General features: G+C 56.7%; 15 protein-coding genes. 1 reads left to right on the top strand and 14 read right to left on the bottom strand.

What is annotated here, in order from left to right:
* Positions 1-3: 3 nt before the first annotated feature.
* Positions 4-1,122: a glycosyltransferase family 4 protein gene (locus AC2FLB_RS08110; RefSeq protein ID WP_496691626.1), complete on the top strand. Its 1,119-nt coding sequence runs from the start codon at positions 4-6 to the stop codon at positions 1,120-1,122.
* Here AC2FLB_RS08110 and AC2FLB_RS08105 read toward each other — a convergent pair.
* From AC2FLB_RS08105 to AC2FLB_RS08040, 14 genes are all read right to left on the bottom strand, one after another.
* Positions 1,097-1,753, bottom strand: a complete 657-nt coding sequence (locus AC2FLB_RS08105; RefSeq protein ID WP_496691625.1) for an HAD family hydrolase — start codon at positions 1,751-1,753, stop codon at positions 1,097-1,099. The genes AC2FLB_RS08110 and AC2FLB_RS08105 overlap by 26 nt on opposite strands.
* A complete protein-coding gene (locus AC2FLB_RS08100) occupies positions 1,753-2,724 on the bottom strand; it encodes an ATP-grasp domain-containing protein (protein ID WP_496691624.1) in 972 nt (323 codons plus the stop codon). The genes AC2FLB_RS08105 and AC2FLB_RS08100 overlap by 1 nt, the downstream gene beginning before the upstream one ends.
* A gap of 155 nt (positions 2,725-2,879) precedes the next feature.
* On the bottom strand, positions 2,880-6,254 hold the full coding sequence (locus tag AC2FLB_RS08095) for an error-prone DNA polymerase (RefSeq protein WP_496709018.1): 3,375 nt from the start codon (positions 6,252-6,254) through the stop codon (positions 2,880-2,882).
* Positions 6,251-7,729, bottom strand: coding sequence for a Y-family DNA polymerase (locus AC2FLB_RS08090; protein WP_496709017.1), 1,479 nt, complete (start codon positions 7,727-7,729; stop codon positions 6,251-6,253). The genes AC2FLB_RS08095 and AC2FLB_RS08090 overlap by 4 nt, the downstream gene beginning before the upstream one ends.
* A 258-nt stretch (positions 7,730-7,987) precedes the next feature.
* Positions 7,988-9,094, bottom strand: coding sequence for a transporter substrate-binding domain-containing protein (locus tag AC2FLB_RS08085; RefSeq protein ID WP_142636241.1), 1,107 nt, complete (start codon positions 9,092-9,094; stop codon positions 7,988-7,990).
* Positions 9,095-9,138: 44 nt separating this feature from the next.
* Positions 9,139-10,380 carry a transporter substrate-binding domain-containing protein gene (locus AC2FLB_RS08080; RefSeq protein WP_142636243.1) on the bottom strand — a complete coding sequence of 414 codons (1,242 nt, stop codon included), beginning with the start codon at positions 10,378-10,380 and terminating at the stop codon, positions 9,139-9,141.
* A gap of 19 nt (positions 10,381-10,399) precedes the next feature.
* Complete coding sequence (locus tag AC2FLB_RS08075; RefSeq protein WP_281995081.1) at positions 10,400-11,188, bottom strand: PP2C family protein-serine/threonine phosphatase; 789 nt, start codon at positions 11,186-11,188, stop codon at positions 10,400-10,402.
* Between the two features lie 3 nt (positions 11,189-11,191).
* A complete protein-coding gene (locus tag AC2FLB_RS08070; RefSeq protein ID WP_496709016.1) occupies positions 11,192-12,163 on the bottom strand; it encodes an FHA domain-containing protein in 972 nt (323 codons plus the stop codon).
* 202 nt (positions 12,164-12,365) lie between these two features.
* Complete coding sequence (locus AC2FLB_RS08065) at positions 12,366-14,525, bottom strand: serine/threonine protein kinase (protein ID WP_496709015.1); 2,160 nt, start codon at positions 14,523-14,525, stop codon at positions 12,366-12,368.
* A gap of 334 nt (positions 14,526-14,859) precedes the next feature.
* Positions 14,860-16,146 carry a dynamin family protein gene (locus AC2FLB_RS08060; RefSeq protein WP_496709014.1) on the bottom strand — a complete coding sequence of 429 codons (1,287 nt, stop codon included), beginning with the start codon at positions 16,144-16,146 and terminating at the stop codon, positions 14,860-14,862.
* A complete protein-coding gene (locus AC2FLB_RS08055; protein WP_496709013.1) occupies positions 16,143-18,185 on the bottom strand; it encodes a dynamin family protein in 2,043 nt (680 codons plus the stop codon). The genes AC2FLB_RS08060 and AC2FLB_RS08055 overlap by 4 nt, the downstream gene beginning before the upstream one ends.
* 67 nt (positions 18,186-18,252) lie before the next feature.
* Positions 18,253-19,125 carry a hypothetical protein gene (locus AC2FLB_RS08050; RefSeq protein WP_496709012.1) on the bottom strand — a complete coding sequence of 291 codons (873 nt, stop codon included), beginning with the start codon at positions 19,123-19,125 and terminating at the stop codon, positions 18,253-18,255.
* A gap of 22 nt (positions 19,126-19,147) precedes the next feature.
* Positions 19,148-19,549 (bottom strand): hypothetical protein, encoded by a 402-nt coding sequence (locus tag AC2FLB_RS08045; RefSeq protein ID WP_496691615.1) that lies wholly within the window; start codon positions 19,547-19,549, stop codon positions 19,148-19,150.
* 30 nt (positions 19,550-19,579) lie between these two features.
* Positions 19,580-21,295: a dynamin family protein gene (locus tag AC2FLB_RS08040; protein ID WP_496709011.1), complete on the bottom strand. Its 1,716-nt coding sequence runs from the start codon at positions 21,293-21,295 to the stop codon at positions 19,580-19,582.

Genomic DNA, 21,295 nt, shown 5'->3' with positions numbered 1-21,295 from the left:
AAAATGAAACTGTTATTGGTGCAAGCTGGGTTCGGAGCGGGCGGTGCGGAAAAGATCGCCGCAATGATCGCCGCGCATCGAATCTCGGCCGGGGATGAGGTTCACGTTGCCGGGATGGCGACAGAGGATTCTGGTTCCTACTTCGCCTATCCTGAGTGCGCGCATTTACACATGATTCAGCCGCTAAAGATCTCGCGGCGACTGACGCAGGCACGGCGCTACTTGCATATTCGCAAGGTCATCCGGGCTGTGCGTCCCGATCTGATCATCTCGTTTCTAACCAAGGTGAATGTGCTGACCATGTTGGCCGCGCGTGGAACCGGGGTGCCTGTCGTGATCTCTGAGCGGAACAATCCGCTGGTTCAAAGCGGAAATCCCATGTGGCTGAAAGCGGTGAACAGGCTTGCGCGGGGGGCATCCGGAATTGTCATGCAGACCGAACGTGCGCGTTTGGATTTGCCTGCGGACCTGATCCCAAAGGCCAGTGTAATCCCCAATCCATGTGCTCCGCTGGGGGGGATCCACATCGGGTCCGGACAGACCCGGCTTGTGGCTGTCGGGCGTTTGGATCGTCAAAAGGGGTTCGATATGCTGCTGCGGGCAATGCCCGAAGTGCTGCGCGACAACCCAGACATCCGGTTGACGATCTTTGGCGAGGGCCCAGAGCGCGACGCGTTGGAACAGCAGATCTCTGCTGCGAATTTATCGGATGTCGTATCATTGCCCGGCGCCAGCCCAAAACCCGGAGACTGGATGCAAGACGCGGATATTCTTGTATTCCCGTCTCGCTTTGAAGGGTTCCCGAATGTAGTTGCCGAGGCCACGGTCACAGGTCTGCCGGTCATATCGTTCGATTGCGCCTATGGGCCACGGGAATTGATCCGCGACAGGGAAAACGGATTGCTTGTTCCGGCCGAGGATGTTGCCGGTCTGACCAAGGCGATTTTCAGCCTGTCAAAGGATGATGCCTTACTGAATAAAATGCGTCAGAATGCGCGCCATAACAGGGAATGGCTGGAACCGCAGCACGTCCTGTCGGACTGGGATTCTTTGATTGCCAATGTGCAAATCGGAGTTGCTGCCAAAGCCGGCACGGCTAAAGGTCTGACAGAACTTCTGTAAGCTGGCCTAAGCTGGTGACCGTGGCATATGCGGCATGCTTAGAACTGGGTGGAATCGGATCATGCACAGCCCCGGGTCGGAGGATTTGAACCGTCCGCCAGCCTCGGGCATTCGGGGTGATAAAGTCCTTGGCCGGATTGTCCGCTACATAGACCATTCTGCGCGGGTTTTGCGCGGCCAATTCCATCTCTTCATAGGCGCGGGGATGCGGTTTCCCGTAGCCATCCGGCCAGGCGCCGGTCGGGCGGATATGCGCAATAAAGCGGTCCAGATCCAGCGCGGCGATCTTGTTGCGCTGCATCTTTTCGGGCCCGTCGGTGATCAACCCCATAGGCTGATCTGCGTTTGTCAAAAACCGCTCGGCGTCTTCGCACAGCGAAATGAGGGGCGGGTGTGATCGGTATTTGGTGATCAGGTCCTGTATGAAAGAATCGGTCGCATCAAGGCCGGTCTGCGCGCAAGCCACATTGAATATGCGTCGTCTTTCCCCCGCATTGTACGCGGCCTGACACCGTTGTCCGAACCCTTCAGCGCCGGTTTTTTCGTGGACCCAACCGTTCAGCCAGTTATAGCCGCTAAAGGCAAAATCTCGCTCCAGATACAGGGTGTCGTCCAGATCAAATACCAGCATCAGCCCTGATACACCGCACTGTCATATCGTATCATTTTCACACCATCGCGCCAGTTGTTATGAGCGGTTGACGGTAATTCGGCGACCTCTTCCAAAAGCCACTGTGCGAACTGTGCGCCCGCATGATCGGCCAGAGGGTAGCCACCCCCGAAACGCGCATTGATCTCAAGCACTGCGGGGCCATGTTCTGGGTCATCGATGATCTGAAAACAGGCGACACCGCGCAGATCGGGCAGGGCCTGTGCAATGCCTTCGGCGATGGTTTGCAGATCATTGCGTCGCCTGGTTTCACCCTTTTCAACCTCACCGGCGCGAATTTGAATGCGCAGATGCGGGATCACCGTGCAGAGCTGACCCGAGGCATCTACAAACATGTTGATTGTGTATTCCGGTCCGTTCAGCTTGTCCTGAAAGATCATCGGTTCGGGGAATTCAGAGGGGACATCAGCGAGGGTTTCGAATACATCCAGCCCCCGGCTTGCACTGCCGCCACTTGGCTTTGCAAAGATGGGCCAACTGATGTCTTGTGGCCGCTCTAGCAATTCCTGATGATCCAATGTGCGCGGAACTGGAACCCCGGCTTCGGACAGTTTCTGGATTGTCAGGCGCTTGTCCCGGACAACCTCAATCACGTTCACTGGCGAGACATGGACTCGCGCGCCCAGATTGGCAAAGGCGGGCGCGGCCTGTGCCAGGGGCATCAGTTCCGGGTCGATTGTGGGGATCACCAGGCTGACCCTGTGTTGACGCACAATCTCGAGGATCGAGGTTGCATAGTCGGGGCTGTCACATCGCGGCACGGCGGCGGCGTGATCGGCAAGCGCGCAAGCCGCGCTTTCATCTGGGTTCAGGTCGCAGGCGATGATGGTCAGATCTATATCCAGACGGTCCGCAGCCGCCCTGAAGCATTGCAGTAGGCCAACACGGCGACCCGCCGACGTAATCAGGATTGTCAGACATTTTCGCGCCATCGGAAACTCACCAATTCATAAACAATTATACGTGCTTAACCTAGCACAGGGTGTCTTGCCCTGTGAACGGGGTAGGGGTGAGTTTGCCTCAATATTGTTTTGAGTTGCGGCAATCCGACAGTGCGGACCCTGCCAGAGATATGCAGCAGTGCGGTTCAATGAAAATCCCGGCTTGGAAACAGCCGCTTTGCCTGATCCCGTGGGTGCATTGCCCTGGCAGGATAGCGGGATTTCTTCGGTGTATCATCAGTGCGGGACCCTTCGGTGCTTAGGACCTCTGGTTGCGGGTGCCCCAATTCGGAAAGCTTATGTGACATGTCCTGAACGTCCTGGGCGATCAGGTGCACGATAATCCCTTCACGCTGCAGATACCCTGTGATCCGCAGCAGGCGCCCGCCCATCACGGCCCGGCGGAAACGCTCATAAACCTTGGGCCAGACCACCACATTGCTGACCCCGGTTTCATCCTCTAGCGTCAGGAAAATTATACCCGACGCCGTGCCCGGCCGCTGACGGGTGATAACCAGACCACAAACGCTGTGCCGCCCCAGGGGCACCTCTAGCAAGGCGACATGTGTGGTCAGCCCTGGCAGAGAGGGGCGCAGCAGTTCCATCGGGTGGGCCCGCAGGGTCAGGCGGGTGGCAACATAATCCTCGACCACCTCTTCGCCCAGCTGCATGGCGGGCAGGTTGACCGGGGGTTCGTGAACCGTTTCCCCGTCAATCGGATCATTGAACAAGGGCAGAGGTTTGGGGCTTTGAATGGCTTTGACCTGCCAGAGTGCATCGCGCCGGGTCAGCCCCATATCGGAAAAAGCGTCTGCCTCGGCCAAGCGCGTCAGTACATCAGGCCGCAGCCCCGCACGCAGCCACAGCGCCTCTGGATCCTGATAGCCATTGCCGCGGGCGGCCTCAATCCAGCCGGCGTCTTCTTCCCTGAACCCCTTGATCTGGCGGAATCCCAGCCGCAGCGCCAGCGCGCCATCGGGGCGGCGTTCCAGTATATTGTCCCACTCGGAATGATTGACGCAGATAGGGCGGATTTCGACCCCATGCTCGCGGGCGTCGCGCACGATCTGAGCGGGCGCGTAAAACCCCATGGGTTGAGAGTTCAAAAGCGCGCAGGCAAAGATCGCCGGGTGATGGCGTTTCAGCCAGGCCGAGACATAGGCAAGCATGGCAAAGGCCGCCGCATGGCTTTCCGGGAACCCGTAATCGGCAAAGCCTTCGATCTGGGAAAAACACTGCTCAGCTACTTTGATGTCATAGCCGTTACCCAGCATCCCATTGATGAATTTATCCCGGAATGTGCCGATTGTGCCCATTCGCCGGAACGTGGCCAATGAGCGGCGCAGATGGTCGGCCTCTTCCGCCGTGAATCCGGCCCCGACCACGGCAATCTGCATGGCCTGTTCCTGAAACAGGGGGACGCCCAATGTGCGCGCTGTCACCTGTTCCAGTTTCGGGCCAAAGGGTTCGGGGTTTTCCAGCCCATTGCGTCGCCGGATATAGGGCTTCACCATATCCCCTTGAATGGGGCCAGGGCGCACAATGGCAACTTCGATTATCAGGTCATAAAGCTCGCGGGGGCGCATCCGGGGCAGGAAATTCATCTGCGCCCGACTTTCGACCTGAAAGACGCCGATCGCATCCGCCCGGCAGAGCATGTCATATGTGGCGGTGTCGTCCTGAGGCACCTTGGCGATGCTCAGGGTCTGGCCTTCATGCTGTTGCAGCAGGCCAAAGGATTTGCGCAGACAACTGAGCATACCAAGCCCCAGCACATCGACTTTCAGGATGTTCAGAGCATCAATATCATCTTTGTCCCAGCAGATGACGGTGCGGTTTTCCATTGCGGCATTTTCAATCGGGCAAAGCTCGTCCAGGCGTCCTTTGGTGATCACAAAACCACCAACATGCTGGGACAGATGGCGGGGAAAGCCGATGATTTCGCCAATCAGATGAATGGTTTGCATGAGGCGCCGGTCGCTGAGGTCCAGCCCCAGCTCGCGAATACGGTCCAAATCAACGCCGCCATTGCTCATGCCCCAGATCTGGCTCGACAGCCCAGCGGTCACATCCTGCGACAGCCCCATGACCTTGCCCACCTCGCGAATGGCTGCACGGGTGCGGAAATGGATGACAGTTGCGCAAAGACCAGCACGTTCGCGGCCATATTTCTCGTAAATCCACTGGATCACCTCCTCACGCCGCTCATGCTCGAAATCGACATCAATATCCGGCGGCTCGCCCCGGTATCTGGACACGAATCGCTCAAAGACCATGGCGATCTGGTCGGGGCTGACATCCGTGATGCCCAAGAGGTAACAGAGCACCGAATTGGCCGCGGACCCGCGCCCCTGACACAGAATGCCCTGCGACCGGGCATATTGTACGATGTCATGTACAGTCAGGAAATAAGCGGGAAACTGCAGATCCGCGACCACCGCCAGTTCCTTGCGCATCAGCCCGACCACCGTGTCGGGCGGCCCTTCGGGGTACCGGCGCTGCAACCCTTCGTGTGCCAGACGTTCCAGACGCGTTTGCGGATGTTCCCCGCTTGCAATCTCATCGGGGTATTCATACGAAAGCTCCGCCAGATCAAAGCTGCACCTGTCGGCAATCTCCATCGTGCGCCGCAAGGCGCTGGGGTGATGGCGGAACAGCCGGACCAGATCATGGCCGGATTTGAGGCGGCGTTCGGCATTGGCCAATGCGCGTGTACCGATCTGATCAATCGTAATATTTTCGCGCATGCAGGTCAGGGTATCGGCCAGTTGCTTGCGGTGGGCGCGGTGCATCAGAACATCCCCGACCGCGACCATGGGGGCGCAGCTTTTCTGGGCCAGTTGGGCGCATTCGGCCAGATAGGCCTGATCGCTGCCGTCATAGCGCGGAACAGCGCCCAGAAAAACATGATTGGGAAAGCGCCGTCGCACGGACTGAATATCTGATGCGGCCTCTGACAGGGTGGTCTGGGGCAGGGCGATCAGGATCATGCCCTTGCAGGCCGTCAGCATGTCTTGCGTATAGAGCTCGCAATCGCCCTTATCTGCACGCCGTTTGCCCAGAGTCAGCAGGCGGGCCAAGCGTTTGTAGGCTGCCAGATCACAGGGCAACGCCACCCAATCTACCGCACTGTCGCGCAGCAGCAGCCGGCAGCCGGTAATCAGTTTAGGCAGAACAGTGCAGTCCGGTTTCGCAAGCGCCTGCCTGTGGCCAACCTCTTGCCGGGAGGAGGAATCAACCCGATATTCAGATCTGATTTGAAGGGGCTGTTTGGTCTGTCGTTTAAGCTCTCGCAGTGCCGACCATGCGCGCACAACCCCTGCCAACGAATTGTGATCCGTGATAGCTATTGCCGACAATCCCAGCTCGGCGGCGCGCAGGACAAGCTCTTCGGGGTGGGAGGCCCCGGTCAGAAAGGTGAAATTCGTGGTGACACAGAGTTCGGCATAACCCAGCCCCTGTGCATGGGGCTTTGGCATATGACGGTGCAGGGCGTCTGTCGGGCGGTTTGCTGTGATCATGCGAACTCTCCCTGTACAAACCAGCCCGGATTCTGAGGCGTGTAAAACAGCCAGAGCCTGCGCCCCTGCGTGGTTTCCACCCGCCAGTAATCCCGCAGACCGGACCGCCAGCTTTCATCCTGATGCCACCACTCGGGCGCGATGCGTTCGGGGCCCGTGGCATGGCCGGTTGTCAGGGGCATGCGTCTCCAGCGGAACCGCGCGGGCGGATGTGGGCCGGTTGCCGCAATCGGTTCGGGTGGAAACAGGTAGAGCGGGCGTGGGTTCAGGATGCTCCAGCCGCTGGAGGGGTTGGAATAGGCGGCGGCCGCGATGATGAAACTGTGTTCGGGAATATGGCTGTCCGCAGGTAGGAAACGCTGTATGTTTTCAAGCCCGACCCGGGTGCCCAGCCGGGTGATCAGGTCATCCAGCCGGCTCTTGCTGTGGTCCGACACATGGCTGATTTGTTGTACTGGCAGCGCTTCAACCCCGGTAGCCTCCAACCGCATTTGATCAATGCCAAAGCCAGCATCTATTTCCCCCAAACCGCGTTCGAACAAAGACAGGATACGCTGAGGATCGCGCAGAGGTCGGGCCAGACGCAGTTCAACCAGCTGGCAGTCCTGGTCCACCCGACGCAATGTCATGCAAAGTTTCCGGGCGCCCATCTCTTGCGCCTTCAGCTTGGCGCAGAGCTGGGCCAACAGCCGTTCGGTACCAGCCATCACGTCCGACAGTAATCCGATGGGGTCCGGCAGGGTCATGCGCACCGCGTAATGGGGGGGATCGGACAGCGGCGTGATTGCTTCGGGTTGCGCGCCCAGAGCCTGATCCAGCCTGAGCAGCAGACCGGGACCAAAACGCCGTGTCAGCGGTGCGCGCGGTGCTGCCGCCAATGTACCAATTTTGCGCAGGCCCATGCGCTGTAAGGCGACCGAGGTCTTCTCATCCAGACGCAAGGCCGCCACCGGCAGCAACTTTAGGGCCGTCAGCATATTGCCAGAGGCTGCGACCCCCTCGTTATAACGGGCAAGCGCCCAAGCCGCACCGCGCGTATCCCCCAACCCGATCTGCACCCAGAGCCCTGCGCGCGCAAACCGTCCGCGCATATCAGCCAACATCGCCTCTTCGCCGCCAAAGAGATGGGCTGACCCGGTGACGTCAAGCACCAGCCCATCCTCGCCTTCCATCCCCACCCAGGGGCAATAGCGCGTTGCCCAGCGACGCAGGATGTGCAGGAAACGCATATCGGCCTGAGGATCGGCTGTGCAGCTTTGCAAAGCGGGGCAAAAGGCGCGCGCATCCGCATAGGACATGCCCTGATGCAGCCCCTGTTCCGCAGCCTGAGCGTTCAGGCAATAAATACGATTGGCATTCTGTTGTTTGAGCGTCAGGACAAAGGGCCCATTCACCAGGCGTCGACGCAGAACCCGGTCGCTTGCCAACCGAGGAAACCACAATGAAACGACGCGACGCTGCATTCCATCGAACATGCCAGATACCAATATGTTCTTGATTTGTTCTTTTTATGCTTCCGCTTTTACAGAGTCGAGTCTTTTGGATCAAACGCCAGCAGATAGTGCCACCGGGACCAAGTTGTTTCGGCTTCGAAGGGAAGGTCGGCCCTTTTAGGCATCAAACCGCGGCAGCCATTATTCGGACTCTCATTCTTGTCGCAAAAATCTTTGGATCTTGAAAAAAGACAGGGCCGGTCCAAAGACCGGCCCTGCGACTGTTCATATGTATCGGTATTAGTTCGACGCGGCGTTCAGCTTTTCGTTCTGTTCACGCAGCGTGTCCGAGATGATCGCGTACCATTCGCCGGATTCACGCATTTCGTTCAGGCCCTTGTTGACCATAGCGATGTATTCACGTGCAAACGGGTTGGTGCGGTGAGCAAGGAAGCTCATCGAGGACAGCGTGGAAACATAGGGGTTTTCTACGATATCTTCCGAGGTCAGGCCCATGTCCTTCATGGTTGCGGCGAAAAGATCGACCTCGAACGCGGCCACATCGGCTGAGCCGGTCAAAACGGCATCCAGACACTCGCGGGCCGAGCTGGGGTGAACCAACGTCAGGTTATCGGAATTCAAGCCAACTTCTTCAAGTACAACCATGCTCCAGCCGTCCATACGACACAGGGTTGCACCTTTGAGGTCTTCGAAGGCCGTCGCTTGTGAGTATTCGCTTTCCGGCAGAGTGAAGAAACCGCCGACGATGTCATAGACCGGAACCGAAGCAACAAACTCGTTGCACCGGGATTCAGTCGCTGCAGACCACTCATAGGTGTGATTTGTACAATCTGGAACTGTCCAGGCGATCGAGATGTCGAATGCGCCGAGCGGCAAGAGAGTTTCCAAATGCGAAGTCCAGTCGTCGACAAAGCTGACCGAGAAATCACGGCTGTTGCCGGCACGCTGAAGACTTGTGGTCGCCAGGCGGGTCATGATCCCACCACCACTCAGACTTTCGGTCGTGAATGGCTCCCATCCGTTACCCGCTACCAGCTTGATTGGCGGGGCGTAGACGTTCGAACGTTTCACACTGGCCGCACGCTTTTCTTCTGCTGCGATCAGTTCCTGTGCTGACTGGCCATTCGGCAGACTGCCGTCTTCACAGGGCAAGGACAGAACCAATCCAGGCGCCAGCGCGTTTGGGTTGGTGATGATGTTGCGGTTGGCGTTGAAGATCGGCTGATAGTTCGAGGTGCCATAAGCCGCGATGGCGATGGTCGCCATCGTGTCACCATCCGCGACGGTATAGTTGCTACAGGCCTCCTGTGCTGCGGCAGCTCCGGCGCTCAGGGCGGTGACGGCGGTGGCCGAAATCACGACTTTCTTCAGGTTAAATTTATACATGTCCACTTCCTCCAGACTTTTTTGAGTTTAGGCCAATAAGGGCCTTAGCCATTTTCCATTTGATAACGCAGAGCGGTTGAGACGATGTCGCGCCACTCGCCTGATTGCTGCATGATCGCCAGACCCTGATTAAGCGTTTCAAGGATCGCTTCTCCATCAGGATTATCCTTATGAGTCATGATGTTAAGAGACTTGATCGCTGCCAGGTTGGGGTTTTCTACAATGCGATGCTCGTAACCCAGCCGACCGATTGCCTCGACGGCCAGATGGGCCTCAATTGCGGCAATGTCGGCGGTTCCATCCATCAATGCATGGAAACATTCATCCGGCGAAACCGGGCGCAGCATCGTGATCGCGGGCTCGTACAGCCCCACCGCGTCCATATGCGACAGGGACCAGCCCTCGGGTCGGCAGATGGTTGCACCGGCAAAGTCCGCATATGTCAGGGTCTCTTCATAGCCCGAACCTTCGCGAGCAAAGAACGTGTCCACAACTTCATAGAACGGGTTCGAGAAATTGTAGGTTTCACAACGTGAACGGTCATTTTCAGACAGTGCATCTGCGTCGTCACAATCTGGACGCGACCACGGGAAGGTCGCGTCAAATGCCAGCGTCGGCATCAACAGATCCAGATGTGAAGACCAGTCATTGACGAACTGAATCTTGTAGGACTGTTCCGGCGCTGCGCGCAACATCGCGGTTTCAACAAGATTTGTATATAGACCACGATGCGGCAGAGCTTCATCCGTGAACGGGGAATAGTTGCCGCCAGTGATCAAAATCAACTGACGGTCCCGGATTTCAGGACGTTCACCGGTACCTGCATTGCGGATTAGGGCAGCACCTTCAGCACGCGCGGCCTCGATCTCATCCTTGGCCGCAGCCTTGGCGGCGATGACCGCCTCTGCTTTGGCTTCGGCCACGCGGGACTCGGCTTCGGCGATAGCTTTGGCAGCGCGATCTTCCGCAGCCTTGACAAGTTCGGCGGCCATTTCGGCGGCCATTGCTTCGGCCTCTGTCTGCGGCACGGCAGCTGCGCGCCCGATATCTTCCAAACACGGAAGGGTCAAAACGTCGCCGACGCGGATGACATTGGGATTATTTCCGATTACATCGCGGTTTGCCTCGAAGATGATCCGAAAATCTTCGGTCGAATAGACTGCGATGGTCAGTTCCCGCAGGCTGTCGCCTCGCTGGATTTCATAGGTTGAGCATGCTTCTTGTGCCGAAGCAGCGCCCGTCGCGGCAGCTAGTGCCAGGCTGGATATGATCAGATGGAGTTTCATTGGTCCGGTTGCTTTGCCTCTAGTCGTTTCTTCTGAGTTTGATGACGCCAATCGACGTATTGTCTTGATCCGGGTCGTTCCTGGTTCTCAGTGCCCGCAACAGCGCATCCGCAATATCTTGAGCCAGCGCATCTTCGTTTTCCTCAAGAATTGCCTGAATTTCTGTGTTGCTCAGATATTGCAGCCCATCACTTCCCACGATCAGCACATCCGCGGTGCTAAGACCCAATGGTTCTTCCGGGCAATCGACCTTGGGAATTGCGGCGCCCATTATCACCGAAGTCAGTTGGTTTCGGTCGGGGTGAGACGACGCCTGGTCTGGCGTAAGGGTACCTGCAGCAACCTGAGCATCAATCATCGGAGCCATCGAATGGTCTTCGTTGATTTGGCTGAGGGTACGGTCGCGATAGAGATATAGGGGGCTGTCGCCAATCGAAATCCAGAAGACGCGCTTTTCCAGCAGCAAAACTCCCAACATGGTTGATCCCATGTTGAAATCTTCACCCTGCTCCTCGCAGTAAGTCGAAATCGCGGCATTTGCCTGCATGGCTGCCAAGGGTAAGGCGTCGATCAGCGCAGTCTCAGCCGGAGCGTCTGCTTCAAGTTCGGTATCCAGTGCATCACGCCAGGCTTTGACCACCAGCTCAGATGCCACTTCTCCTGCCGCATGCCCACCCATTCCGTCCGCGACGATGACATAGCCCGCATCTGCTGCGTCGAACATACGCGACGCGACCGCGTCTTCCTGCGTGTCGCGCTGACCCTGATCCAGGATCAGCGCAAGATCATATGCCGGGGTCGCCAGCATCAATTAAACATCCCGCCAATCAAAGCCGTCATCGCAGAAGGCTGCAAACCGGATTGAGGTTTCACTGATCCGGATAAGATCGCCTGTGGAGAGTGGAACCGTGCTGAGAACGGGTTTGCCGTTCAGGCGCACCAGATTGGCCTTGCCGCCATGGCCCAGATAGCATTTGCGGTCTTCCGGGTCATAGGCAATTACCGCATGGTTGCTGCGGGAAATCCCAGTGTCGCCAAAGTCCAGCTGGATCGCCTGGTCATCATTACGCCCAATCTGCATCAGGCCTTCTGTCAGCGTAACGCTGGAACCGCGGCCGGGGCCGGAAGTTACAACAAGCCATCCTACCGGGAATGTCGCCTGCACGGCCTCGGTCTTGGCCATAGCCACCGGCTCGGCTTTTTCCATCAGGTCCTGAACATGCGTATCCGCGCGCTCGAAGCCCAGGAAGGTGGTTTTCACACGGCTGCGTCTGTCTTCTTTTGCCGCAGGAGCAGACTGAGGTTGTGCCTCGACCTCTGGGGCAGAAGGCGCTTCTGGTTCCGGATCAACTGTCTCGACGACTACGTCTACGACCGGTTCTTCCATCGCCATTTCAGGCGCGGGATCTTCAATCGTGGCTGTCAGTTCTTCGGTTGACACATGCAGTGTCACAACCGGTTCGTCGTCCTTTGGGTCGGCATCAACTGTAACCTCGGTGGCGCTTTGCACTTCGGCGACCACTTCCTCGACGATAATCTCATCGGCAGTGGCTTGTTCAGCTTCGGAGAACACCGGCATCTTGCCTTCGGGTAATAGTTCTTCGCTTTCATCGTAGCTATCAGCAGCAATGTTGCCGCCTGCCAGTGCGTTACGAAGTGCGTTGAAATCCGCAATCGGTTCAGCGTTATCAGACTCAGGTGACGCGACCTCCTCGGTTTCGGTCTCTTGAGGTTTGCCGGCACCTTCGAGAAGCCGGCTAAGGGGGCTTTTATATTTAAACATGGTGTCGACACCTTTGTTTCTTGGCACAGGAACTACGTCCCATGGGGCTGCTACTCACCTCTGCACGTTCGGCACACAGGCACTGATGATTGGGAACAAAAAACTCATTTACCTTCTGCGACGGGCCGGTCCCCGTCAGAGTGATGGCTTTCGCTTCACTCTCAGCAAACACACACAGGCAGATCACAATCAGACCGGATCATTACTCCTGTACCAGGGGCATAACCGCACCCGTTTCAGTACCGTTGCGCAGAACTGTAAAGCGGGCTTCGGACTGGTTTTCAGAAACAAGGAGCTGCAAAAGCGCGTCCAGCCCTTCAGGGTTGGTAATGTTCTGACCGGTATGATTTTCCGAGATCAGTACATCGCCTTTGCGCAGGCTGCCTGCTGCGGGTGCGTCTGGTGCAGTGTCAACAACAGTTGCCCAGCCGTTTCCATTGCTGTTCCTGATAGTGAACACATAACCATTCTCGAGACCCAACATGCGAATGGCGGGCAGGGCCAGCAATCCGTTCTGCGCACGGGTTTTTCCGAGTTCCCGATAACGGGCAGTGATGCGGATATACCCATCCGGATCGACCTTCAGGTCATCCAAAATCTGGGCGGCAAAACTTGCATCAGCCTGGACCGGCACTCCATTCACAGTATAAATTGACGCCCCATGTTGCACCCATTCTCCGATCACGGAAGTATCCAGCGTGGGGTCAATGCCGGTCACGACAACGACGCTGCCAGTCGAGGCGCGGCGTTTCGAGGTCTGGAACGGTATTTCCACATCCCAATGAGAATACGCAATCTGCGTTTCTGCCGGCTGGCCAGCAGCAGCGCTGATTTCTACCGGGTCGGCAGCAACCGGGGCTGCCTCGACAGGTTGCGCTTCGGCGTTTTTCGCCGTGAGGGTATCCGTCTGCTCAACAGGTTCTGCGCTTGCGACTTCTTGTTCTGGTGCTTCAGCTTCCGCAGCGGCCGGTTCTGCCGTTTCCACGACCTCTTCCGCAGCGGCCGGTGCCGCCGTTTCCACGACTTCTTCCGGCTGTTCCGAGGCTGGTGCCTCTGTCTCGGTCACTTGGACCGGCGCTGCTGTCGGTTCGGGGGTTTCTTCGCTGCCACTGAACAAAACGAATCCGCCTGCAGCCAAGGCAACCACCACCGCAGCAGCGCCTGCGATGACTTTACCGCTGCCGCCTGATCCGTTCTTGACGATCGTATCGACCGCAACCGCGGCCTCTTCTTTTTGTGCAAACTTGGCCAGATCGCCCTCAGACTTATCCTCATTACCCAGGGCAATGTCAGGGTTCCCAGCCAACAAGGCAGTCACCACCGCCTCGGCATTTTCACTTTCGGCTTTGATCCGGGCTTGCTCTTCGACTTCGTCCTTACGGTCCATCGCCACGATGACCGAGACCGGACGATAGGCGAAGGAGTCAAACATGACGCCGGGACCACGGAACATCCGCAGCCAATCCAGGGCCGTTTGCAGACGATCTGTTGCGTGAACTTCCATCGCTTTGTCGACCGCTTCAAGGAACCCATCGGGATAGCCGCTGTACTGACCTGCGAGGGGCGTATAGGGATCATCCTGGCCATTGTTGAAGGCATTCAGTCGGGTTTGCCCGTCGATCGGACGTTCGCCACTGATGGCGTGATAAAGCGTCGCCGCGAGAACATAGAGGTCGCTGCTGGGTCCCTGATCTGCGCCGCGTACATAGAATTCGTGCGGGGAATAGCCGTCTTTGATAACGCGCAAAGTCAACAGGGCAGCAGATTGATTGGCTGCCTGTTCGCGCGCGGCACCAAAGTCGATGAGGACCGGGTCTCCGTTTTGGTCAATCAGAATATTGTCCGGTGAGATATCGCGATGCAGCATTCCGCTTTGGTGGATGAACGAAACGGCCGACAGCATTTTCTCGGTGACTTGGACAATGAAATCCGGGCCCGCGTCGTTTTCGGGGTTCTCGGAATAATCCAGAAGATCGCAACCCCGGATCAGGTCCATTGCGATATACGCCGTATCGTTGTCTTCAAAGACCTGATGTACGTCAACGATATTGGGATGAACCAGTCGGGCGTGATTGCGCGCTTCCTGAATGAACAGATCGATGATCGCGCGCAGATCTTCTTTGTGGTCGGGATTGATGGGTTCAACCGCGTCACCATTCCGACGGCACAGAGCGCCTGGATAGCACTCTTTGATCACGACATCGCGTTCTAGGCTGTCGCGGGCCAGGTAGGTAATCCCAAACCCGCCATTGCTGAGGAAACGAAGGATCTCATACTGCCCGCGCAACAGCTTTGCGCCAGGTTCAAGTCCCTCAATCTTAGGTTCGTCGTGCGTTGCACCGACAGCCTGGTTATGGCTCATTTCATTCCGCCCGTTCTAATCGTTTTGCGGCAAAAAACCTGGGCAAATAGCCCGCAAACACACAACCAAAAACAACCGCAGGACACTCAAGTCGGTTAGACGATTCAAATTTGACTTTATTGGGGCCGCCTGATGGCTTCACTAAGGATCGTTTTTGCGATTGATCTATATGTAGTGTTTATTTGACAGTTTATACTACATATAGAAATATATTGTGAAAAAATCGAAAGCTAAAAACAAATTCTTAAGGATTGGTCTACAAATTCGAAACAATAGATTCGTAGGAATCGCTTTCACGATTCGCGGAATTGCCGCTCAGCCTTGAGCGAAAATTTCAGGTTCCGGTCTTTGGTTGTGCCGATTCAACCCGGCTGCCGGCCCAAGCAAGGTTGTCACTCAGCTGTGCCAGAATGCTAATCGCATCCTTCAGTGGCGCAACGCCGCTTTCGAACTGAAGCAAAAGCAACAAGTCCGTGGCCTTTTCGAACTCACCCGGAATCCAATCCGCCGTCGGGTCAATCTCGCCATCGTTTTCCAGGCGCTCGGCAAAGTCCTCAACGATTTCCTGACAGCTTTGCAGGAAAGCCGCAGGCTCCATATTTGAGGTTTCCCGCAGGTCTTCATAGATACTGGCAATCGCGGCAAGCCAGTCTTCCAGGATCGGATTGTCGATAGGGGGTAGCACGTTTTCCAGCGTAGCCTGCATAGAGGGCGCGTCGAGGGCGGCTATGTCCGGCACCTGAACGTCAATCGATTTCAGATAGGGCAGAAAGTGCCGTTCCAGATCTTCGCGCGCCGAACTCAGGTCTGCCTGTCGCCGGTTCGAAGCAATATCAAGCACCTGTTCGGCCAGCCCCTGTCCACCGCAGGTTTCCCAAAGGGCGAAATCCGGTTCTGGCTCTTGCGCCATGGCACGGACAGCCACTGGGGTGCCGATCGGCACAACCGAGCGGAACATATTGCGCTTTTCTTTGTTCAAGCGAGCCAATACCCGGTCAAGCGCGTCGCGTACCGGAGGCAAATCTGTATGTGTCACAGCCAATATGCTGTTTGCTCGCAACTCTTCCGGAACCTTAGCCCAAAGATGGCGTTCCGTTTCCCGCCATGCATTTGTGCCGTTGGTGCACCAGATCGCGCAATCAACAAATTTAAGCAGATCGAGCGTCGGTTTATAGGTATCATCCAAAGCGCCTGACCCAGGCAGATCGTAGAGCGATATCTCTTGCAGGGCAGGGGTGTTCAATCCAACAGAGATAAAGTCGGGTTCGTCTTTGGCGGCTTTTTCAAGTGCAATTCCAGAATAGACCTTAGGTTCCCGGTCCCACCACCCGACAGTTGTTTCGGGGGTTTCGGAATATGCCACAATAACGAGCGGCAGTTTCAGATGCTGCGGCCCGGTAGGCAGAATATCTGCCCCGGCCAACATGTTGGCCAGGCTGGATTTTCCCGCCCCAAATTCTCCGGCGAATCCAATATTGACCGCGTTTGACAAGCGTTCGGCATGCGCCAAGGCGCGGGCGCGCATATCTTCGAGCGCCACGTCGCTCGGCAGGCTTTCGGTCGCGGTCAGAAAGCGCTCGAGCTGCCTCACTTCCTTGTCGGTTCCGGGAAATTCGATCATTCCGCTGCCTCTGCTAGTATTTCATCTGTTTGATGCTGGCTGAATAGGGTGCCCAGCTCGTCAGAAATATGTTGTGCGTGGTTGAAGGCGGCTTGCGCCTCGGCCCGGGCATTTGTTTCGCCGGTTCCGGCACGATGTTCAAGATGTGTGGCGAGCAGGGCCAGATAATGGTCCAGCACGGTATTAAGCCGCTCGGTCAAATCACCGCGGGCGGTATCCACCAGATCATCTCCGATCATCTCAAACTCCTGAACGATCATGCGTTCGGCACGGGACACGACACTTTTACGCGAAATCAGCCGGGACAACCAGTTTACCCGAAGTTCGACAGTGATGCCACGGGTCAAAGCGGACGTGTCCGGACGGAACCAGCGAACTGCGCTGGTGTTCATCCGGTTGTCGGTTGCGTCCTGCCAGCCGGGCAGAGCCCGCAGCGTGGCATTGCTTTGCATGTCGATTGCGTAGAGCTCGCTCAGCATTCTTTGGCGGACAACTTGGGTGGCCCCCTGAACAAGTTCGCGCATGCGGTCACGCAGCGGAGTGAAATTCAGCTCGGTTTCTCCGGTTTTCGACAACAGCGGAGAATCTCCGTTCGGGCCGCGAACAACGCCCGACACCGCCTCGGCCACGGTGTCATCCATTACGCCTCTCAGGTTGGCCAGGACGTCATCCATATCGTCAATGATCTTGGTGGTCTTGTCGCTGACCGAGTTCCGCAGATCGGCCAATATCCTGTTGTTTTCACCAGCGTCTTCTGCCGAGGTTGTGGTGTCGTTCTCGATCGCGCGCAGATGCGCTTTGGACCGGTCCAATTCACCTTGGGCAAAGCTGTTGAGATGCTGCCAGGCCATACGCAGTTGTTCATCGCGCGGGCCTTCTGTCAGCGCTCGGGTCACATGCCGGCGCAGATCGGGCAACCCGGAGGCGATCATAGCGGCAAAGCGCAAAACACCTTCGCGGCTGATCGGGCCGGGGCCTTGTTTGATCTCTTCGACACCGTCCAGATATTGCTTCATCTGATCGGGATGCGCGCGCAGCCAGGCCAGGACATCGTCGTGATTGATACCGGCTTCGTCACCGGTCAGGGCGTAATGCGCCCATTGGGCACTGCCGGTCAGCACGTCAATGTTCGAGTTTCCAAGCGCCTTCTCAAGCCCGTCCAGAACATCGGCCCGCACCTTGAAGGCATCTTCGGCACCATTTCCCAATTCGTCCACGCGGTTGATAAAAACCACGATCTGGCCCAACTCCAGCGCTTGCATTAGGCGGAACAGTTTCAAGTCCGCCCGAGAAAGCGCCTGATGCGCCGACAGGACAACCACAAAGAAGTCGGACTCTTTGAGGTATTGGCGAGAGATCTCTTCGCGGATCAACAGGGGGTCATTTACGCCGGGCGTATCGGTGACCGTAAGCGGAAATGGGAAATGTCCGATGTCAAAATAGACCTCGGCCTTTCGGGTGATGTCGCTGTAAAGGCCCCGGTCCGATGCCGGATCATGTGTCCCACCCTCGGTCGGGTCATCGCCTGCGCAAACATAACGTGCCAAATCATCCGAATTCAGGTCTTCCAGATCATGATGTTGGCCCAGCAGCTGTTCATAGCTATCGCCCAGCCGAAGCTTGGCGCGGGTCTTCATTGCGTCGACCTGTTCTTCGATCATCTCGCGCTTATAACTGTCCTCGTCATCGGGGAACATGTTGCGCAGCTCTTCGCCTTCGGCAATCAGGGACTGCCACTGACGGTTGTCGAAGAAATGGAACTCGGCACCTTGCGTCCGGCCCGACGGGTGGCCGAAATGCATATCAGTGATTACGGTTGTCCAAGGGTTCACATCCGACGGCAGATATTCGGCCTGTCCGGTAAAACCATTGATCAGTCGGGATTTGCCGGCCTTGATCTGACCAACAAAAGCAATCGAGGGCTTCAGGTTCGAAAGATCACCAATGATCCGAGAGATAAACTGCCCGGTTTCGTCATTGCTGACGCCTTTCATCTCGTTGGCTATTCGAAGTAACTCGCGACGATTATTCTCACTCATAACACATACCCTGACTACTTAATTTCACGGATCGAATTCGTTGAAAAATTGAACTGTTGGCACCGGATCATTTTTCCGATCCCGTAACTGATTTCCAAAGGTTTACGACGGCTCCCAGTTTGCGCGCTTCATGAATGGCCAGCGCAAAATGTGACCCGTCATGCAGAACGGCAAGCGCATCCCCTTTGCCCCCTGAAGGCCGCATTACAATCAGCTGAGGATGATACAGCGCGGTGGCGGCGTCACCGTCCCACCCAACAAGATCCTGTGTAAACTGACGAAGCAGATCCTGATCGGCGTGCATGGGTTGCCCGACGTCGCATACTCCTTCGAGCCGCAATATGGCTGCACCGTCTAAGGTGACTTCGGCGCGTCCCAATGCGAACCGTTCAGCGCCGTCAAAAAACGCGCTGGCAATGGTTCCGGCCGTCGCCCCGGCGGCGGGCGCTGGAATATCTGTTTCTTGCGGAGCAGGCGTGTCGGGAACCAAAGAAACGACCGTCTCGGGCGGCAGTTCGATAGTGCCGCAAGCCTTTGCAATCTCGCTGAAAGTCACACCGACATCATCGACCTCAAGCGCCGTGTCCGGTTGCAGAGAAAGCAGCTCCAACGGGGCAGGGGCTGCTGCAATATCGGACACCAATTCGGCTAAGCGGGTCGCAAGCTCTTCACGCGGAGTAGTTTCAAAATCCGGTATCATGCCCGAGCGGACCCGGAAAACATCAGTTACCCGCGAGCTGTTGACCTCCATTGCCAGACAATCACCATTGGCCGCGGTAAATTCCAGCCGACGCGGCAAAATGGTTCCGCGAATTGTACGCAGGATCTTTTCACGACGAATCTCAGTCGTCTCAGCAGCTAATGTAACCGTCGGATTCAAACGGGCGACCGACAACCGCCCGATGTCTTCGAGCATGTCCAGTATGTCAGTATCCATCATGCCGTGACCCCCTCTGGTCCCGTTATACAGCGGCCGTAACCGGCCCCAGGCTTATGTGCGATTTAGTAAGCGCCAGCCCCACATTGGCACTGTCGCGACAGATGTAGCAGACCACATGGTCCGGGTAGTCCGGGGTCCGCAGGAAAATATTCAGCCGATCCTTTGAAAACACTGCGATTTCGCCAAACCCAGGATTTTCCGTATCGTCGGCGTCGGTCGAACGCAGCAGATTCTCAAACGCGATCACACCGTGCCCCTGAAAAAGGTTGGCCACCGCAATGGCCAGAGTATCCAAGGCTTCGGCACTTTCCGAGTCTGTGACATGGGTGCCTAGCAACATACCTGTCTTCATGTCGACATACCCGGCTGCTATGCAGTCGGGTATGGTCGCCATCGCATCGTTTAATGCTGTTTCGATAGACATCAGTTGCCCTGTCTCCTAGGTTTCTCACCGCTAAAGTACATGTCGTTCAACACCCGTGTCTTCAGAGGTATTGGCCATGGGCCTTACCGCGTTATCTGATTTTCGCGCATTGTGTTCGGCCGTGATTTGGTCAAACTCCTCAAGAAATGCTTGAAATACCTTCTTCAACGCTTCTGGGTTGGTGGGCATGTCTTCGCCATCCGTGACCTCGCGCCACATCGCCGCCGCGCTAAGCGGGGTGTCGACGGACACGTTCACAATGTCTTCAAACGAGCCCGCGATTTCCGGTCTGCTCTCTGGCAGGGCGACAACCTGAGTGTTCACCAGGCCATTGGTTTCCGGCTCTGGTTCGAACTCATCCTCGGCATCATCCGATTGTTCAGCCATCAACGCTGTGATCGAGGACACGGAAAGTTCAACCGGGGTTTCTTCCGGCTCTGCCTGAGTGGTCTCTTCGGGCTCCGGAACATCTGTAAGCTGGTCCTCCAAAGAGGCCATGAATGTGTCAGCTTCGTCTTCGTCACTGAACAGGTTTTCTTCTTCAGCAACTTCGACTTCCGCAGAAAGTGACTGAACTTCAACAATATCAGTTTCATCAATGACGGATACGGCCTGTGGGTCTGTTTCATCATCCTCGGCAGGAGCAACGGACAGATCGGCAACGTCCGAGTCCTCGGGAGTGGTCTCCCGGAAGAACGCCCGCAATTCGTCTTCTTTTTCTTCTTTTACGATCTCGGCGCCCGAGGTCATGTCGGCGCGCAGACGTTCGGCCTCTTGTGGGTCAATGCGCGGGGCACGTTCAACCTCATCAGGGCGCAGTTCGACCCGGGCAGGGCGCACGGGGAATTGTGTCACCACCTCGGGCTCTGTTCCCTCATGCAGCGGATTTACTAGCTTCAGCGGAGCGGTTCCCTGTACATTCGAGAAATTGCGCCGCGGGCGCAGCGGGTGTACCTGAGGAGCATCGGACAAGCTGGTGTCAATTTGATAACGCGCCAGCTGATGAGCGCGGCTGTCCATGATCAGTTCTGTGATTTCAAGGAAGCTGTCGACCATCTTGCCACCGCCACTGCGGGTCCACAATTCGGCGTCCCCGCTTTTGTCGCGGGCCATGATGGCATCACGGGCTGAAAACAGGATCGAACGGTTGAACAGGTGACCTGCTTCGCGGTTCACACGACGAAGGACCTTTTGGCGATCCTTGACATCCAAAACGTCTGCACGTGTGACCAGCAGCAATGAATTATGTTGCAACCGTTCGGGCAGGGAAACCCAGGTTGCCCGTTCCGTTTCGCGCCATGCCTGCGTGGCGTGCGTACACCAAATAACGCCATTTGCCTGACCGACAGCCCGTCGCCAGACATCAGTAGAAATCTTGGGGTCGGAAATACCCGGAGTGTCAATCAGGTCGACGGCTTCAAGAATGTCGGATTCCAGAAATATGCGAATAAACTGGGCATCATTCACCCCGACTTGTTCCAGCTGGTCCAGGTCAATGTTTTCGCGAGTTCCGTCAGGGCGTTGTACATAGGCCGACCTTCTACCCCAACTGAACCAAACTGGTGGCAGCTGTGTGGCTGTAACCTGTGTAGGCAGTGCCTCCGAGCGCAGCAGAAAGTTCATCAAGGTTGATTTGCCGGCGCTGAATTCCCCCATAAGTGCAAAAACAGGTTTCCTGCGGGACCATTTCTCAATGCGGTCCCATGCTTTTGAAGAGACGAAGCGGGTTTGTGAATCTTTTGCCAT

This window comes from Ruegeria sp. CDSA236, assembly GCF_059611285.1.
This window is presented reverse-complemented; position numbering and strand designations above follow the sequence as displayed.

Excerpts from the sequence above, each read along its gene's own strand:
- AC2FLB_RS08110 (WP_496691626.1), top strand. The coding sequence starts at position 4 with ATGAAACTGTTATTGGTGCAAGCTGGGTTCGGAGCGGGCGGTGCGGAA.
- AC2FLB_RS08105 (WP_496691625.1), bottom strand. The coding sequence starts at position 1,753 with ATGCTGGTATTTGATCTGGACGACACCCTGTATCTGGAGCGAGATTTT.
- AC2FLB_RS08100 (WP_496691624.1), bottom strand. The coding sequence starts at position 2,724 with ATGGCGCGAAAATGTCTGACAATCCTGATTACGTCGGCGGGTCGCCGT.
- AC2FLB_RS08095 (WP_496709018.1), bottom strand. The coding sequence starts at position 6,254 with ATGATCACAGCAAACCGCCCGACAGACGCCCTGCACCGTCATATGCCA.
- AC2FLB_RS08090 (WP_496709017.1), bottom strand. The coding sequence starts at position 7,729 with ATGTTCGATGGAATGCAGCGTCGCGTCGTTTCATTGTGGTTTCCTCGG.
- AC2FLB_RS08085 (WP_142636241.1), bottom strand. The coding sequence starts at position 9,094 with ATGTATAAATTTAACCTGAAGAAAGTCGTGATTTCGGCCACCGCCGTC.
- AC2FLB_RS08080 (WP_142636243.1), bottom strand. The coding sequence starts at position 10,380 with ATGAAACTCCATCTGATCATATCCAGCCTGGCACTAGCTGCCGCGACG.
- AC2FLB_RS08075 (WP_281995081.1), bottom strand. The coding sequence starts at position 11,188 with ATGCTGGCGACCCCGGCATATGATCTTGCGCTGATCCTGGATCAGGGT.
- AC2FLB_RS08070 (WP_496709016.1), bottom strand. The coding sequence starts at position 12,163 with ATGTTTAAATATAAAAGCCCCCTTAGCCGGCTTCTCGAAGGTGCCGGC.
- AC2FLB_RS08065 (WP_496709015.1), bottom strand. The coding sequence starts at position 14,525 with ATGAGCCATAACCAGGCTGTCGGTGCAACGCACGACGAACCTAAGATT.
- AC2FLB_RS08060 (WP_496709014.1), bottom strand. The coding sequence starts at position 16,146 with ATGATCGAATTTCCCGGAACCGACAAGGAAGTGAGGCAGCTCGAGCGC.
- AC2FLB_RS08055 (WP_496709013.1), bottom strand. The coding sequence starts at position 18,185 with ATGAGTGAGAATAATCGTCGCGAGTTACTTCGAATAGCCAACGAGATG.
- AC2FLB_RS08050 (WP_496709012.1), bottom strand. The coding sequence starts at position 19,125 with ATGATGGATACTGACATACTGGACATGCTCGAAGACATCGGGCGGTTG.
- AC2FLB_RS08045 (WP_496691615.1), bottom strand. The coding sequence starts at position 19,549 with ATGTCTATCGAAACAGCATTAAACGATGCGATGGCGACCATACCCGAC.
- AC2FLB_RS08040 (WP_496709011.1), bottom strand. The coding sequence starts at position 21,295 with ATGGCAAAAGATTCACAAACCCGCTTCGTCTCTTCAAAAGCATGGGAC.